15 protein-coding genes and 1 pseudogene are annotated in these 15,697 nt (G+C 72.3%); 6 read left to right on the top strand and 10 right to left on the bottom strand.

All coding sequences use genetic code 11. From position 1 onward, the window contains the following. The first annotated feature begins 87 nt into the window (after positions 1–87). Both ACIG5F_RS10705 and ACIG5F_RS10700 read left to right on the top strand, forming a co-directional pair. The gene (locus ACIG5F_RS10705; RefSeq protein WP_396517266.1) at positions 88–699 is read left to right on the top strand and encodes a class I SAM-dependent methyltransferase; all 612 of its coding nucleotides are present in this window, start codon (positions 88–90) and stop codon (positions 697–699) included. Then, a complete protein-coding gene (locus tag ACIG5F_RS10700) occupies positions 689–1,279 on the top strand; it encodes a DedA family protein (protein ID WP_396517264.1) in 591 nt (196 codons plus the stop codon). Before ACIG5F_RS10705 ends, ACIG5F_RS10700 begins: the two co-directional genes overlap by 11 nt. Here the strand turns inward: ACIG5F_RS10700 and add are convergent. Genes add through ACIG5F_RS10680 form a run of 4 tightly spaced genes read right to left on the bottom strand, consistent with a single transcriptional unit; the run spans position 1,267 to position 4,618 of the window. Further along, positions 1,267–2,283 (bottom strand): adenosine deaminase, encoded by a 1,017-nt coding sequence (gene add, locus ACIG5F_RS10695; RefSeq protein ID WP_396517262.1) that lies wholly within the window; start codon positions 2,281–2,283, stop codon positions 1,267–1,269. The two genes, ACIG5F_RS10700 and add, sit on opposite strands and share 13 nt — an antisense overlap. Next, complete coding sequence (locus ACIG5F_RS10690; RefSeq protein WP_396517260.1) at positions 2,284–2,937, bottom strand: response regulator; 654 nt, start codon at positions 2,935–2,937, stop codon at positions 2,284–2,286. After that, positions 2,934–4,109 (bottom strand): sensor histidine kinase, encoded by a 1,176-nt coding sequence (locus ACIG5F_RS10685; RefSeq protein WP_396517259.1) that lies wholly within the window; start codon positions 4,107–4,109, stop codon positions 2,934–2,936. The genes ACIG5F_RS10690 and ACIG5F_RS10685 overlap by 4 nt, the downstream gene beginning before the upstream one ends. 20 nt (positions 4,110–4,129) lie before the next feature. Then, the gene (locus ACIG5F_RS10680; RefSeq protein ID WP_396517258.1) at positions 4,130–4,618 is read right to left on the bottom strand and encodes a hypothetical protein; all 489 of its coding nucleotides are present in this window, start codon (positions 4,616–4,618) and stop codon (positions 4,130–4,132) included. Positions 4,619–4,757: 139 nt separating this feature from the next. On the opposite strand from ACIG5F_RS10680, the gene ACIG5F_RS10675 reads away from it, so the two are divergent. Next, positions 4,758–5,207 carry an NUDIX domain-containing protein gene (locus tag ACIG5F_RS10675; protein ID WP_396517256.1) on the top strand — a complete coding sequence of 150 codons (450 nt, stop codon included), beginning with the start codon at positions 4,758–4,760 and terminating at the stop codon, positions 5,205–5,207. Between the two features lie 126 nt (positions 5,208–5,333). Then, a complete protein-coding gene (locus ACIG5F_RS10670; protein WP_396517254.1) occupies positions 5,334–6,467 on the top strand; it encodes a DUF4192 domain-containing protein in 1,134 nt (377 codons plus the stop codon). 906 nt (positions 6,468–7,373) lie between these two features. Here ACIG5F_RS10670 and ACIG5F_RS10665 read toward each other — a convergent pair. Next, entirely contained in the window at positions 7,374–8,396 is a 1,023-nt protein-coding gene (locus tag ACIG5F_RS10665) for an LLM class F420-dependent oxidoreductase (RefSeq protein WP_396517252.1), read from the bottom strand. Next, on the bottom strand, positions 8,393–8,878 hold the full coding sequence (locus ACIG5F_RS10660) for a nuclear transport factor 2 family protein (protein ID WP_396517250.1): 486 nt from the start codon (positions 8,876–8,878) through the stop codon (positions 8,393–8,395). Before ACIG5F_RS10660 ends, ACIG5F_RS10665 begins: the two co-directional genes overlap by 4 nt. Positions 8,879–9,011: 133 nt before the next feature. Here ACIG5F_RS10660 and ACIG5F_RS10655 point away from each other — a divergent pair, with 133 nt between their 5' ends. Both ACIG5F_RS10655 and ACIG5F_RS10650 read left to right on the top strand, forming a co-directional pair. Continuing rightward, the gene (locus ACIG5F_RS10655) at positions 9,012–9,245 is read left to right on the top strand and encodes a hypothetical protein (RefSeq protein WP_396517248.1); all 234 of its coding nucleotides are present in this window, start codon (positions 9,012–9,014) and stop codon (positions 9,243–9,245) included. Positions 9,246–9,270: 25 nt separating this feature from the next. Next, positions 9,271–9,852 (top strand): PadR family transcriptional regulator, encoded by a 582-nt coding sequence (locus tag ACIG5F_RS10650; RefSeq protein WP_396517247.1) that lies wholly within the window; start codon positions 9,271–9,273, stop codon positions 9,850–9,852. A 226-nt stretch (positions 9,853–10,078) separates the two neighbouring features. On the opposite strand, the gene ACIG5F_RS10645 is transcribed toward ACIG5F_RS10650, so the two are convergent. From ACIG5F_RS10645 to ACIG5F_RS10630, 4 genes and pseudogenes are all read right to left on the bottom strand, one after another. Next, positions 10,079–12,106: a S9 family peptidase gene (locus ACIG5F_RS10645; RefSeq protein WP_396517245.1), complete on the bottom strand. Its 2,028-nt coding sequence runs from the start codon at positions 12,104–12,106 to the stop codon at positions 10,079–10,081. Positions 12,107–12,109: 3 nt separating this feature from the next. Further along, positions 12,110–13,087, bottom strand: a complete 978-nt coding sequence (gene galE, locus ACIG5F_RS10640) for a UDP-glucose 4-epimerase GalE (RefSeq protein ID WP_396517244.1) — start codon at positions 13,085–13,087, stop codon at positions 12,110–12,112. 419 nt (positions 13,088–13,506) lie between these two features. Continuing rightward, positions 13,507–14,664, bottom strand: a pseudogene (galK, locus tag ACIG5F_RS10635) (galactokinase); the annotation flags it as partial. Between the two features lie 110 nt (positions 14,665–14,774). Continuing rightward, on the bottom strand, positions 14,775–15,473 hold the full coding sequence (locus tag ACIG5F_RS10630) for a metal-dependent transcriptional regulator (protein WP_396517243.1): 699 nt from the start codon (positions 15,471–15,473) through the stop codon (positions 14,775–14,777). Between the last annotated feature and the right edge of the window lie 224 nt (positions 15,474–15,697).

The following is a 15,697-nucleotide window of genomic DNA, read 5'->3' as shown; positions in this document are numbered from 1 at the left end:
GGTCGAACCTGAGGATGATCTCAGCCCATCCGACGAGCGACCGGGGTTTGACGCGAGCGCAGCACCGGACCGGGCACCATGGGCGGCATGACCACGTTCCACGACCTTCGGGTCTTCCTCGGGGCCGTCCGCCGCCAGCCGGCCGCCGTCGGCGCGATCGCCCCCAGCGGGCCGGCCCTCGCCGGGCTGCTGGCCACCGTGGTGCCCAGCACCGGCGCGCCGACCGTGGTGGAACTGGGGCCGGGCACCGGCTCGGCGACGAGGGCCGTGCAGCGGCGGATCCCGGCCGGTGGCCGGCACCTGGCCGTGGAGCTCGACAGCACCCTGGTCGAGCACCTGCGGTCCAGCTACCCGCGGCTGGACGTGATCCACGGAGACGCCTCCGAGCTGGGCAAACTGCTCGCCGACCGCGGCGTCGAGGAGGTCGACGCGGTGATCAGCGGCCTGCCCTGGGCGCTGTTCCCGCCGGACCTGCAGCGCGCCATCCTGCGCCAGGTCGGCGCGGTGCTGACCCCGGCGGGGGCGTTCACCACGTTCGCGTACGTGCACGCCCTGGGCATGAGGCAGGCGCGGCAGTTCCGGGCGCTGCTGGACCGCAGCTTCGACGAGGTCATCGTGTCCCGGGTGGTGTGGGCCAACGTGCCGCCCGCGATCAGCTACGTCTGCCGGCGGCCCACCATGGGCGATGATGCTGGCTGACCTGCTCACCGGCCTGCCCGGGCCGCTGGTCGTGCTGGCCATCGCCGTCCTGGTGGTCGCCGAGGCCGCCCTGGTCATAGGTGTCGTGCTGCCCGGCTCCAGCGCCCTGCTGACCCTCGGCGTCTTCTCCGACAACGGCGTGGTGTCGCTGCCGGTGGCGCTCGCCGCCGGCACCGTCGCCGCACTGGCCGGCAGCAACCTGTCGTTCGCCGCCGGCCGGTACCGCCCTGGGGCCCTCAGCAGCCGCTGGCTCGCTGGGGCCAAGGGGAGGCGCGCTCGGGCCGTGCTGAGCCGCTCCGGCGGCTCCGCCGTGCTCATCGGGCAGTGGGTCGTCGGGGCACGCACCCTCACTCCCCGCTTCGCCGCCGCTGCCGGCCTGTCCTACCGCCGGTTCTTACCGTGGAACCTGCCGTCCGCGGCGGCGTGGGGCCTGGTGTGGGTCGCCGTCGGCTATGGCGCGAGCGAGGCGTACCAACAGTGGTCCTGGGTCGCCGTCGTGGCCGCCGTCGCCCTGCTGGCCGTCCTCGTGATGCTCGGTCGCCGCGCTCTCGACCGTGTCGACGCCCTTCAGGAGGCGTGACCGGCGACCACGTCGATGTCGGCGAGCAGGCGTGAGCGGGTCTGCTCCGAGCAGAAGGCCGCTCGGGCGGCGTTGCGGGCCAGCTCGGCCAGGTCGGCCGGGCCGAGGCCGAACGCCTGGTGGCACAGCAGGTATTCGTGGTTGAGGGTGGTGCCGAACATGCCCGGGTCGTCGGTGTTGAGCGTGACGGTCACGCCGGCGTCCAGCAGCCGCGGCAGCGGGTGCTCGGCCAGCGATGGCACTGCGCGGGTGCGGAGGTTCGACGTCAGCGACACCTCTACGGGGATCCCGGTCTCCGCGAGGTGCTTGAGGAGCTTCTCGTCGCTGGCGGCGCTGACGGCGTGCCCGAGGCGCTCCGCGCCCAGATCATGCAGCGCCGCCCAGATCTCCTCGGGGCCGGTGGTCTCGCCGGCGTGCGGCACGCTGTGCAGCCCGGCGGCGATCGCGCCCTGGAACGCGGCCCTGAAGCCGGCGCGCGGGAACGGCGCCTCCAAGCCCGCCAGGCCAAGGGCCACGGTGCCCTCGGGCCGCTGGTCGAGCACGTAGTCGAGGGTGCTGTAGCCGTCGCGGTGGTCCGACGGCATCGGCACGTCGAAGATCCACGCCAGCTCGACGCCGTGCTCGTCGAGGGCCTGCCGCCGGCCTGCGACCAGGGCTTCGGACAGCATCTCCGGGGAGACGCCGTACGGGAAGTGCGCAATCGCCGACACGGTCACCTCGGCATACCGCACGTTGTTGGCCGCGAGGTCCCGTGCGAGTCCCAGCAGCAGCGTCCGCACGTCCTCGGGCGTGGTCACCAGCTTGTTCACCGCGCTGTAGACGGTGATGAAGTGCGGGAAGTCGCGGAACTCGTAGTACTGCTCCAGTTCGGCCCGCTCGGTCGGCACGTGCCGCTCGGGATGACGGCGGGACAGCTCCAGCACCGTGTCCAGCGACGCCGCCCCGACGAGGTGGACGTGCAACTCGGCCTTGGGCAGGGCGGCGACGAAGGCCTCGATGTCCATTCAGTCCGTCACCAGCCCCGTCTTGTACGCGTACGCCACCGCCTGCGCCCGGTCCCGCAGGTTGGCCTTGGCGAACAGGTGGTTCACGTGAGTCTTCACCGTCGCCTCGCTCACCACGAGCTTGCGGGCGATCTCCGTGTTCGACAGGCCCGCCGCGATCAGCCGCAGCACGTCGATCTCACGCGGCGTCAGCCCGTCCACCGGCTCCGCCACCTTGGGCGGCTGGCCGCCGCCCATCGCCGCCGCCACCAGCCGCCGCTGTATCTCACCGTCCACTGTCGACTGCCCCGCTGCCGCGGCGTGCAGGGCCCGTGCGATCGCCTCGGCGTCCGCGTCCTTGGTGAGGAATCCCCGCGCGCCCGCCTGCAACGCCGACAGCACACTGTCGTCGTCGGTGTACGTCGTGAGCACCACGACCTCGGTGTCCGGGTACTCCGCCCGCACGCGCCGAGTCGCCTCCACCCCGTCACACCTCGGCATACGCAGGTCCACCAGCAGCACGTCCGGTCGGTGCGCCGCCACCAGCGCCACCGCCTGCTCCCCGTCCGCCGCCGCCCCCACGACCTCCACGCCCGGCAGCAGCTTCAACAGTGTCACCAGGCCCTCGCGCACCACCGTCTGGTCGTCCGCGAGCACCACTCGCAAAGCACTCACGCCGGCACCACGAGGCGCACGCGCCACCCGTCTTCCATCGGCCCCGTCTCCAGTTCTCCGCCGATCAGCTCGGCGCGTTCACGCATCCCCAGCAGACCGTAGCCGCCGCTGGTGGCGTGCGCGGGCGGCTTGCCCGGATGATCGGTGACGGTCAGCACCGTGCGCCCGTCCTTGAAGTCCAGCACCGCGTCCACCCGCGCGCCCGGGGCGTGCTTGCGCGCGTTGGTGAGCGCCTCCTGCGCCGTGCGGTACAGCGCCGACGCCGCGTCCGCCGGCAGGTCGCGCGGCTCGCCGTTGATGGTCAGGTCCGCGGGCGCGCCTGTCTCCAGCCGGAACGCGGTGACCAGGTCGGCGATCGCCCGTGCGTCCGGCACCTTGTCATCACGCAGCGCCGCGACTGCCCGGCGCGCCTCGGCGAGGCCGTCCGCGGCCAGCTTCTGTGCCTTGGTCACCTGATCGATGACCTCCTGCGACGCGTTGTCCCGCTGCAACATCAGCCGTGTGCCCTGCAACGTCAGGGACAAGCCGGCCAGCGAGTGCGCCAGCACGTCGTGCACCTCGCGGGCGATCCGCGCCCGCTCCGCCAGCGCCGCCGCGCGCGCGTGCTCCTCGACCACCTGCTGCCGGCGGGCCAGCAGCAGTTCCGCCTGCTCCAGGCGTTCCTCGCGCCCCTGCCGGTTGACCGTGAGCAGCACCAGAGCCAGCACACCGAGCGTCAGACCCAGCGCGGCCAGCCAGTTGAAGCTCTGCAACAGCATCGGCAGCGCCGCGGCCACCAGCGACAGTCCGATCACGACGTAGCCGAGCGGGGCCGGGCCGCGATAGCGGACGGCCATCCGGGCCGTCCAGAACGGCAGCCCGTAGACCAGACCGTTCGAGTGCAGCAGCAGGATTCCGACGGCTGCGGCGGCCATCGCGACCAGGCCGATCTGCGACGCCACCGGCGGCATCCGCACCGGCCAGCGCAGCGGCAGCAGCGTGACGTTGCCGATGATGACGACCGCCGCCAGCACGATCAGCAGCGGCAACTCGTCCGACGGGATGGGCTCGCCGCCGAGAACCAGCCGGTGCGGCAGGAACAGCGTCACCACCAGCACCGCGGGCAGCAGCCGGATCGCCGAAAAGGCCCCGTGCGCCCGGTCGGGCGGCACGAAGCCCTGTTCGTCGAACATGGTCGTCATCATCGCAGGTTCTAGCGGCGCGGCGCGGCCACCGCGAGCGGCAGCCGCTGCTGCTGCGCCCGGAGGTAGATCACCGCGTTCTGGGCGGCGATGGTGGCGCCGAACAGCAGCAGGATCGTCGCCGAGGTCAGCGTGCCCTCGACGCCCAGGGACTGGCCGAGGAAGGCGGCGCCGACCCGCACGCCGATCGTCGCCAGCCACAGCACCAGGGTCAGCGCGGTGCCCTTCTGGAACAGCGCGCCGTCCCGCAGGCTGAGCCGGGTGGAGGCGCCCCGGGCCAGGCCGAGGCCCACCACGAGCACCGCGTCGAACAGGAAGAACAGGATCTCGCCGGGGCGGGCGAGGCCGATCGCGGAGGCCGCCGAGCCCAGTCCGAGCACGATCAGGATCGCCGGCATCAGCACGAGCGACCGTGCCGTGACCACCGACCCCACCAGCTGCTTGCCGAGGACCCGCAGCACCACCAGCGCGCCGATCAGGATGAACACCAGCGTGGACATTTCGCCTTCTCCTCGATCTCCTTGTGCCGCTCCGGCACGGGTCCAAGACTCGTCCCGCGCGGCGCGGATTTCGTCGGTCCCCAGGTGGGAGCGGGGTTGAATGCGGTATCAACCCGTGGGTGGAGGACAGGAGGGCTGGATGGCCAACGAGCGGTTGAGGGTCGCCGCGTACGCGGTCTGCGTGCGGGACGGCGCGGTGCTGCTGGCCCGGTGGGTGGGGCCGGAGGGCAAGCTGTGGACGTTGCCCGGCGGCGGCATCGAGCACGGTGAGGACCCGTTCCACGCGGTGCGCCGCGAGGTCGAGGAGGAGACCGGCTACCAGGCCGAGGTGCAGAGCCTGCTCGGCGTGCACACCATGCGCCGCCGGTATGCCCGCAGGTTCGGCGGCGAGACGGATTTCCACGCCCTGCGCGTCGTCTACGAGGCCCGGATCGTCGGTGGCGAGCTCCGTGACGAGATCGACGGCTCGACCGACAAAGCGGCCTGGATTCCGCTGTCGGAGGTGGCCGCGCTGGCCAGGGTCGACCTCGTCGACACCGGCCTTGAGCTGCACAGATCCCGGCCGTCCACGGGTCACCTCGGCCATTAGCACACATCCCGGCCGGCCCCGGCGGAAAACGACCGGAAACGGCCGAGTTGTCCACAGGGCCCGAGTTGTCCACATCTCGATCTTCACGGCCCCGGTCGCGGTCCGGCGTGCGAGCAGTGTGGCGGCATGGACACCGCCGCACGCCCCAACCAGGACCAGGTCGTCAAGCTCGCCGACGCCGGCGCGCTGATCGCCGCGACCCCGTCGCTGTTGGGCTTCCACCCCGCCAACTCGTTCCTCGTCGTGTCGCTGAGGAACAGCATCGTCAGCCACACCGTGCGAGTGGACGTGCCGCCGCCCGAAATCCACGCCGCGGTCGTCGGACGCCTCATGCGGCCGGTACGGCAGGCTCAGGCCGAGCACGTGGTGCTTCTGGTGGTGTGCGCCGATCGCGATCCGGCGCACCGGGCCCTCGTGCGTCGGACGGTCGCCGCCATGACCGCCGCCGGCATACTCGTGCTGCACGCCCTGTGGACACCCGCCGCCATCGGCGGTGCGCCCTGGCGCTGCTACCTGCATTCGGACTGTCAGGGCGAGGTGCCCGATCCGGCCGGGACCGAGTGCGCCGCCGCGATGACGCTTGCCGGACACGTCACCTACGAGAGCCGAGACGACCTCGCCCGGCTCCTCGAACCGCCCGAGCCCGAGCGCATGATCAGGCTCAGCAGCCTGCTCGACGTCACCAGCCAGGCTGGCCGCGCGCTCAGCGCCGAACACCTCGCCGTCGTTCGCGCCACCGTCGAGGCCGGCGCCCGACCGTCCGCCGACGAGGAGTTCGTCCGGCTCGCCCTCGCCCTGTCCGACCCGCGGGTCCGCGACGCGTGCCTCGGCTTCACTCTCGACCCCGCGACCATGCCCGCCGCCGAGAAACTCTGGCTCCAGCTCACCCGCCACCTTCCTCCGCCCGAACGCGCCGAGGCCGCCTCCCTGCTCGCCGCCTCCGCCTACCTGCGGGGCGACGGCGCCCTGGCCAACGTCGCCCTCGAACAGGCCCGCAACTCGCAGGCCGACCACAACCTCACGGGTCTGCTCCAGGGCGCCATCGAGTACGGCATGCCCCTCGCCCAGATCCATCAAGCCCTTACGGACGCCGCCGTCGACGCGCAGATCGACATCGCCACCGAGCGCAACGGGACGGTCGACGAGGCCACTGACACGGCCGCCCCGGCCCGTCCTTCGGACCAGCCGGCCGATTCCTCGGGAGAACCTGCCGAGGCGGCCGGGTCCGATGGCGCGCCGGCCGACGATCCCTCGGCCTGACCTGTCCCCGCTGGCGGGCGGTCCTGCCAGCCCGGCACGCGAACTCGGTGGTGTAGCGGCGAAATCCGCCGGCCCGCCCGAGGAACGAGACCACACAGGCAAGGAGCACGACATGTCCACCTGAGGCCGGTGAACCTCCTGCCGGACGGCCCCCGGCAGGCGCCGCCCCGAGCCGCGCCCGCCGCGACATCCCGCTGTCGCGCGAACGGCACGGGGCCGGCCGGGACCCGCCCCGCAGCCCGGGTCCCGGCCCCGAACCCGGATGGCCGGACGATCGGCTTGCCCGCACCACCTTCGTCGTCCGGCCGCCATGCCTTCTGCCGATCGGATACGGCAGAAGTGGCCGCGCCCCCTCGCGTCGCAACCCCTCACCGGCGCGTCCGGGGGCGGGGCCGGGCTGGGACCCGCCCTGGTCAGGCGGGCCCCAGCCCACCGGTTCAGCCCACCGGTCCAGCCCGACTAGGTTCCACCCAAGGCGATCGACACTCGGATCGCCTGCCCAGCCCTCGGATCACCGTCTGTCGGTGGATCCACCGGTCGCGGTCAGGGCAGCTCATCGCCTGCTGACGACCGAACCGGGCTATAGCCGTTGTCTGCCACCAGGTCTGGCACACGGTGTGCTGTCGAAGGCGCGGTCCGATCCCGTGCGCGTGACTTCGATGCCAACCGTGGCCTGTCTTCTGGTGGGTTTCTCAGCCGATAGACGATTCCGGGCCGCACTGCTCAGGATCGCGGTCGCCGCCCAGGGGCGATCCGGTCCGGAGCCGGGGCCCGTCCATCGACCACGGGTCCCCCGCCGACGGTTCGCCGTTGCCTCTTGCTCAGGCCGGCGGCGACGGGCCGGGGCCCGGCCGGTGGTGGACGGGCCCCGGGACGAGCGGCGCCGATCAGAAAGGTGGTGGTGGATCAGGAGAACAGTTCGGCGATCTTGCGCACGGCGTTGACGTCGCCCTGCACCAGCAGAGTGGTGATCACGGTCTCCTCCCAGGCCGGCAGCTCGTCGCGGATCTTGGCCGCGGGACCGATCAGCGCGAGGTCCTCGACCATCCTGGTGGGCACGGCGGCGATCGCCGCCTTCTTGTCGCCGGCCAGGTACAGGTCCTGGATCCGATCGCATTCGGCCTCGTAGCCGAGGCGGGCGATGGCGTCCCGGTGGAAGTTGGCGCCCTTCGCGCCCATGCCGCCGATGTAGAGGGCGAGCATGGGGCGGATGAAGTCCGCGGCCTGCTCCACGTCGTCGTGCACCAGCACCGGCACGCTCGCGGCGACCTCGAAGTCGTCGAGGGTGTGTCGGGCGCCGGGGCGGCCGAAGCCCTCGGCCAGGGCGGCCCGGAAGAAGCCGTCGACCTTGGGCGAGTAGAACAGCGGCAGCCAGCCGTCGGCGATCTCGGCGGCCAGCGCCACGTTCTTCGGGCCCTCGGCGGCGAGGAAGATCGGGATCTCGGCGCGCAGCGGGTGCACGGTGGACTTGAGCGGCTTGCCGAGGCCGGCGCCGCCCGGGTAGGGCAGCTGGAAGAACTCGCCCTGGTAGTCGACGATCTCGCGGGCCACGACCTTGCGCACGATGTCGATGTACTCGCGGGTGCGGGCCAGCGGCCGCGGGTAGGGCTGGCCGTACCAGCCCTCGACGACCTGGGGGCCGGACGCGCCGAGGCCGAGCACAAAACGGCCGCCGGACAGGTGGTCCAGGGTGATCGCGGCCATGCCGGCGGCGGCCGGGGTGCGGGCCGACATCTGCATGATGTTGGTGGCCAGCTTGATGTTCCTGGTCGCCGCGCCCCACCAGGCCAGCGGGGTGAGCGCGTCGGAGCCGTAGGCCTCGGCCGTCCACACCGAGTCGAACCCGAGGCGGTCGGCCTCGACCACGGCCTCGGCGACGCCGGCCGGCGGCCCGGACGACCAGTATCCCGTGTGGTAGCCGAGCTTCACTGCTGACCTCCTTGCGGGGCGGGCACGACGCCGTCGGCGACCAGTCCGGCGAACACCGCGTCGCTCAGCGCCATGGCCGCCGACTGGGGGCGCACCATCACCGTGAACGTGGCGATCCGGCCCTCGTCGTCGAACTGGATCATGTCGATGCCGTGGATCTGCTTGTCGCCGACCCTGGCACGGAACACCAGCACGCGCGACTCCGCGTCGCCCTCCACATCGCCGGACAGCTCGCCGACGTAGCGGAAGTCCTCGAAGGTGCGCAGCAGCACCGTGAACAGCGCGCTCACGGTGGGCAGGCCCTCGAACGGCCGGAACTTGACCGGGCTGTGGAACACGATGTCCTCGCGGAACAGCTCCACGATGGCGTCGTGGTCGCCCTGCTCGACCGCCGCGCGCAGCCGGGCGGTCGACCTGGCCGCCGGTGTGTCCGCGCTGGTGGAATCCGCGGCCCGGGTCTCGGCCGCTGGGGTGGTGGACACGGTAGGCCTCCCTAGTCATAAAATTGACTAGTCGCAGTCTTGCCTAGTGTGCCCGCGCCGGTCAAGGATTGAGCCGGCCACGGCCACGGCCACGGCCACGGCCACGGACGCGGCCACGGACGCGGACGCGGATGTGGACGCGGATGTGGACGCGGATGTGGACGCGGATGTGGACGCGGATGTGGACGCGGATGTGGACGCGGATGTGGACGCGGATGTGGACGCGGTGTGGCCACGGATGTGGATGTGGTTGGGCGTGGATGTGGTCGCGCGTTGTGGCGGCTGCCGGCGGCAGTGGCCGGACCTGGGCCGACCGCGGCCGAAGACCGTCCGGTCGACGGTGCGGGGCGAGGGCCTGCGGAGATGAGCGGGCGGGAGAGGGAGGGCGGCCGATGGCGTTGCGGCATGCGGTGCTGGCTGTGCTGCTCGGCGGTGAGTTCAGCGGGTACCAGCTGGCCAAGGTGTTCGACACCGGCGTGGCCAACTTCTGGTACGCGGCGCCGCAGCAGCTGTATCTCGAGCTGGCCAAGCTGGAGAAGTCCGGCCTTGTCGACGGTCGGCTGGTGATCCAGCTCGACCGGCCCAACAAGCGCGTCTACACGGTGACCGAGGCCGGGGTGGCCGAGCTCCTCCGGTTCGCCGAGACGGACGCCAAGCCCGCGGTCATCCGGGACGACCTCCTGGTCAAGGTCCACGCAGTGGACCGGACCGATGCGCGGGCCGTGGTCGCGCAGCTCGAGGAGCGGGCGGTGCAGGCCGCCGCCAAGGTCGAACTGTTCGACGGCACCCTCCAGGCCCTGCGCGGCGACCTCGACGAGGACACCTTTCTCGCCACCGGTGAACGCGTCGGCCCCTACCTGACCTGCCTGCGTGGCAAGCGGTTCGAGCAGGAGAACCTGGACTGGTGCCGCCGCAGCGCCGACCTGATCCGTGCCCGCTGGGCCGCCGAGATGCGGGACCCCGGCACGGAGTAGCGGCAGGGGTCGGAAAGTGCTTGCCGGGCAAGGAAACCAAGGGGGGCTGCCCGACCGGGAAGCCCGGTGTGTGGAGAGAAGCCTGGCAGGCGGTGCTGTCGCGGCTGTGCTCGGCACAGGCGAACGGGCTCCGGTGGTGGTTCGATGGTGATTGGGGCACAAAGCAAACGGCCCGCCGGATGCCGGCGGGCCGTTGCGCGGTGACGGTGTTGCGTGGTGGCGGGGCTCAGACCAGGGCGGGGCGGTCCCACTTCTCGCCGAGGAGGTGCTCGGCGAGGAAGGCGAGGACGGTCTCGTACCAGACCTTGGAGTTGCCCGGGGTGAGGATCCAGTGGTTCTCGGTGGGGTAGTACAGGAACTTGGCGGGCACGCCGTGGCGGACGAGGTCGAAGTAGAGGCGGATGCCCTCGCCGATGGGGACGCGGTAGTCCTTGTCGCCGTGGATGACGAGCATGGGCGTGCTGATGTCGGCGACGCGCAGGTGCGGGGAGTTGGCGAGGATGCGTTCGGTGGACCGAAGGGGATCGGTCATCTCCCGCATCCAGTAGAACGACGCGTCGGTGGTGCCGGTGAAGGCGTCCAGGTTCCACAGCGACGCGTGCGTGACGATGGCGTCGAAGCGGTCGGTCTGGGTGGCGATCCAGTTGGCCATGTAGCCGCCGAAGGAGCCGCCCATGGCGGCGGTGCGGCCCTCGTCGATGTCGGGTCGTTCGACGGTGACGTCGGTGATGGCCATCAGGTCGGTGTACGGAGCGCCGCCCCAGGAGCCCCAGCCGGCCTGGATCATGTCGCGGCCGTAGCCGGTGGACAGGGCGGGGTCGGGCATGAGGATGGCGTAGCCCCGAGCGACCAGCAGCCACGGGTTCCACCGCCACGACCAGGCGTTCCAGCTCATCATGGGACCGCCGTGCACCCACAGGACCAGGGGCGCGGGCGAGTCCTTGGAGGCCCCGGCGGGCAGGGCGAGCCAGGCCCGCACGGCGCGGCCGTCGGCGACGGTGGTGGAGACCTCGGTGAGCGTGCCGGGCAGTGACTCGACGACGCCGGGCGCGGGAAGGAAGGCGGGATCCTGCTCGGTGGCGACGGGGTCGAGCCGGACGGGCTGCGGCGGATGGGCGATGGAGTCCCGCAGCGCGTAGAGGGCGGAGCCGTCGGCGGCGACGCAGAGCCCGCTGTAGTGCCCGTCGCCGGTGAGCCGGGTGATCTCGCCGGACTCCAGGTCGAGCCGCCACAGGGGACGGTGGCCGGAGCGGTTGGCGAAGAAGTAGACGACCCGGCCGTCGGGGGAGACGGAGGGATCCTCGGACCAGTCGGGGAAATCGGCGGTCAGCGGCCGTATGGCGCCGTCGGCCAGGGTGATGAGCACGAGGTCGTAGCGCGGGCTTTCCTGCTCGGTGGACTCGGTGCCGCGGATGGCGATGACACCGGAGGAGTCGGGCAGGAAGACGGCGTTCGAGTACGCGTACGCGGGACCGTCGCCGAGGGTGCGGTCGGCGGCGAGCTCGCGGTCGCCGGTGCCGTCGGAGCGCACGACCCGAAGCAGGTCACGCTGGCCGTAGGCGGCGGTGATCTCCTCGCTGACGCCGTACACGACCCACTGCCCGTCGGGGCTGACGACCGCGCCGGAGACCGGGTGCGGGATGTCCCGGGTGAGCTCGACGACGTCGGTGACCCAGTCCTCGCCGGTGATGGCGGGGGCGGAGACGACGCGCGGCCGGTCGGGCCCGAGGTCGTGGTCCCAGTACCGGACCGGGTAGGCCTCGTGCAGGATCGCGGTCACGCCGGCGTCCTCGCGGGCCTTGCGGCGCTCCTTGTCCTCGTCGCCGACGGCGGCGCCGTGCAGCGCGGCGGTGGTGACGACGAGGGTGCCGGCGTCGCGGGCAACGCAGACCCCGGAGACGCCGCCGGCCGGGGCGTACACCTGCCGGGCCTCACCGGAGGACGGCAGCAGCCACAGCGCCGAGGTCTCCTTGTCGTCGCCGGGCTTGGCCTCGGCGTTGGCCCGGGAGCTCACGAACAGCACGGAGCCGTCGGGCGTGAACACCGGCGAGGACTCGCCCTTGGCGGCCCGGGTGAGCCGGCGCGCCGGCCGTGAGCCGGCCGGGTCGACCTCCCACAGCGCGGACTGCCAGCTCTTGCCGTCCGGCGCGAGCTCCGCGGTGGTGGCGACCAGCCGCGTGCCGTCCGGCGACAGCGCGAGCGAGCCGATCCGCGGCAGCTTGGCCACGGCGTCCAGATCGGTGAAATCGGTCATTGCTCAGTCCCCCCGCCTGGCGCGGGCGAACGCCCACGCGTCGCCGACGATCGACGCCAGGTCCTCGTGCTTGGGCTGCCAGCCCAGTTCCTGCCGGGCCCGCTCGCTGGAGGCGACGAGCACGGCCGGGTCCCCCGCCCGCCGCGGCGCCACCTCGGCCGGGATCTCGTGCCCGGTGACCTGCCGGCAGGTGTCGATCACCTGCTTGACGGAGAAACCGAAGCCGCTGCCCAGGTTGTAGATGCCGTGCCGGCCGGGCTTGGCGTGCTCCATCGCCAGCAGGTGCGCCTCGGCCAGGTCGAGCACGTGGATGTAGTCGCGGACGCAGGTGCCGTCCTCGGTCGGCCAGTCGTCGCCGTACATCTGGACCTTCTCGCGCTGGCCGAGCGCCACCTGGAGCACGATCGGGATCAGATGCGTCTCCACCGCGTGCCGCTCGCCGAGGTGCTTGACCTCGGGGGCCACGTACGCGCCGGCCACGTTGAAGTAGCGCAGGCTCATGCCGGCCAGGCCGTGCGCGGTGGCGAACGAGGTGATGGCGTAGTCGATGGCCAGTTTGGTCGCGCCGTAGGTGTTGGTCGGCCGGGTCGGCGTGGTCTCCACGATCGGGACCTGCTCGGGCTCGCCGTAGGTGGCCGCGGTCGAGGAGAACACCAGCCGCTGGGTGCCGTTGTCGCGCATCGCCTCCAGCAGCCGCAGCGAGGTGACCACGTTGCCGTTCCAGTACTTGGCCGGGTCCTGCATGGACTCGCCGACCAGGGACTTGGCCGCGCAGTGCAGCACACCGTCGAAGCCCTCGGCCAGCAGCGGCCCGGCGACCTCGGCGATGTCGCCCTCGACGAAGCGCACCCCCTCCGGTACGGCGTCGGCGTGCCCGGTGGACAGGTCGTCCACCACCACGACCTCATGGCCGGCTTCCACCAGCCGCGCCGCGCTCACGCTTCCGACATAGCCAGCTCCGCCGGTGACGACCAGCTTCACGCGTCTCAGCCTCTCGATTCAGGTGTCGCAGGGGAAGGGATCAGGGAAGGCAGGGAAGGTCTGACGTGACGACGGTATCGAAGGCGGGCGGCGGCGTCGGGCGGAGGTGTCGAAGGCGGGCGGGGGAGGGGATGTGACCGGGACCGGTGTCCAGAGTGGGCCGCGCCCGGTGAGCTGGGCGGAAAGTGGCGGGACCAGGCCTCAGGATCGGTGGTGGGGCACGGTGCCCGGGAGTTGGTGGGGCAGTCGCCAGGGCGCTGAATCGTTGAGTGCGGTGCCTGGGGTGGTCGCGATGGGGACAGGGCCGGCAGTTGTGGCGGTGGTGGGCGGGGCGCCCGTGGGGACGGGGGCGGAACACGAACGTATCCCCGCCACGGGGGTGGCGGGGATACGTCGAAAGGCGGGAAAGGGTGCGCCGGCTACTCGTCGCGGCCGGCGCCGGGGGAGGGGACGCCGGCGAAGAGGCGGGGAGGGGTGAGGGAGTGGGCGGCGTAGGCGTCGAGGACGGCCTGTTCGACGGCGGGGCGGACGGAGGCGTGGATGAGGGCGATGGCCGAGCCGCCGAAGCCGCCGCCGATCATGCGGGAGCCGAGGGCGCCGGCGGAGAGGGCGGCGTCGACGGCGACGTCGAGCTCCAGGCAGGAGACCTGGTAGTCGTCCCGGAGGCTGACGTGGGAGGCGGTGAGCTCGGGACCGATGGCGTCGAGGCGGCCGGACTTGAGCTTGTCGACGACGGACAGCACCCGGGCGTTCTCGGTCACGACGTGGCGGACCAGGGGCTGGAGCTCCGACGGCAGCTGGACCAGGGCGGCGTCCAGGTCGGTGACCTCGCGAAGGGAGGGGAGTCCGAGCAGGGAGGCGGCCTGTTCGCAGCCGCGGCGGCGGTCGCCGTAGCCGGAGTCGACGAGGGCGTGCTTGGCCCGGGTGTCGATGACCAGCACCTCGAGGCCGGCGGCCTCGGCGTCGAAGGCGACCTGCTCGGACTCGCCGGAGCGGACGTCGAGGAACAGGACGTGCCCGGCGACGCAGCAGAGGGAGGCGGTCTGGTCCAGCAGACCGGTCATGGCGCCGACGAACTCGTTCTCGGTGCGCTGCACGAACCGGGCGATCTCGGGCCGGGTGGGCGAGCCGGGCTGGTCGACCTCACGGCCGGCCAGGCCGAGCAGGGCCAGCGCGGTGGCGCACTCCAGGGCGTGCGAGGACGACAGGCCGGCGCCGGTGGGCACGTTGCCGGAGACGACGAGGTCGGCCCCGGCCAGCTCGAAGCCGTTCTCCCGCAGCACCCAGGCCACGCCGGCGGGATAGGCGGCCCAGCCGGTGACGGCGCCGGGAGCGAGGTCGGCGATGACCGCGGGATCGGCGGCCTGGAGCTGGCCGTCGTCGCCCAGGGTGGCCACGGTGAGCACGCCGTCGGTGCGCGGGGACGCGGCGACGGCGGCCCGGTGCGGCAGCGCGAAGGGCGCCACGAAGCCGTTGTTGTAGTCGGTGTGCTCGCCGATGAGGTTGACGCGGCCCGGAGCGGACCACACCCCCGCGGGGGCGTGGCCGTGGAGCTCGGTGAACGCTTTTTCAGCCTTGTGGACGGAGGGAGAGGGGGTCTGGGGGCTTCGCCCCCAGGAAGTGTCATCGGGGCGACCGCCGTGGTTCGCGCTCTCCGCGAACACACCTTCCCCAGCGTTCGCCCGGCTCAACGGGCCGTAACCAGGACAGCGTGGGCGACAGAGGCGTCGATCTTGGCCACGGCGCCGAGCCCGTGCACCTCGACCACCGCGGCGGCGGCGGGACCGCCTTGCACCTGCACGGTGTTGCCCGGGATCAGGCCGACCGTCTTCAACTCCGCCATCAGCTCCTCGTCGATCTGCACGTGTTCGGCGATGCGCCGGACCTCGACCTGGCCGCCGCCGCGGCGGGCGACCTCGTCGACCCGGACCAGCCCGGGCTCGGGCGACGGGGCGGGCTTGCCGCCCTCGCCCAGCTTGTCCAGCCCGGGAATGGGGTTTCCGTACGGGGAGGTGGTGGGGTGGCCGAGCAGCGCCACGAGCTTGCGCTCGACGGCCTCGCTCATCACGTGCTCCCAGCGGCAGGCCTCGGCGTGCACCTGCTCCCACTCCAGCCCGATGACGTCGACCAGCAGCCGCTCGGCCAGCCGGTGCTTGCGCATGACGGCGATGGCCAGCTCGCGGCCGGCGTCGGTGAGCTCGAGGTGGCGGTCGCCGGCGACGATGAGCAGGCCGTCGCGTTCCATCCGGGCCACCGTCTGGCTGACCGTGGGCCCGCTCTGGGCCAGGCGCTCGGCGATGCGGGCGCGCAGCGGCACGACGCCCTCTTCTTCGAGCTCGTAGATGGTGCGCAGGTACATCTCGGTGGTGTCGATGAGGTCGTTCACCAAGACTCCAATCGGCGGAGGCTGCGGCCAACGGGGCCGGCAGGAGCCGATCCGATGGTAACGGGCCGTCGGGACGGCCGGGACTGTCGGAGGCTGCGGAACGGGGGTGTGTGGTGGTCTGAGGGCACGGGCCCGGCGGCCGGGCGGCGGCCCCGCTGGGTGGTGGGCATGGGCCGCCTCCTTCCGCTTTCTTGACGGCGCGGGCGCGCTCCCGGTTCAGGGGT

This window comes from Kutzneria sp. NPDC052558, from assembly GCF_044547355.1.
Classification (GTDB): domain Bacteria; phylum Actinomycetota; class Actinomycetes; order Mycobacteriales; family Pseudonocardiaceae; genus Kutzneria.
Note: the sequence above shows the minus strand (reverse complement) of the source record. Positions and strands in the feature narration are given on the sequence as shown.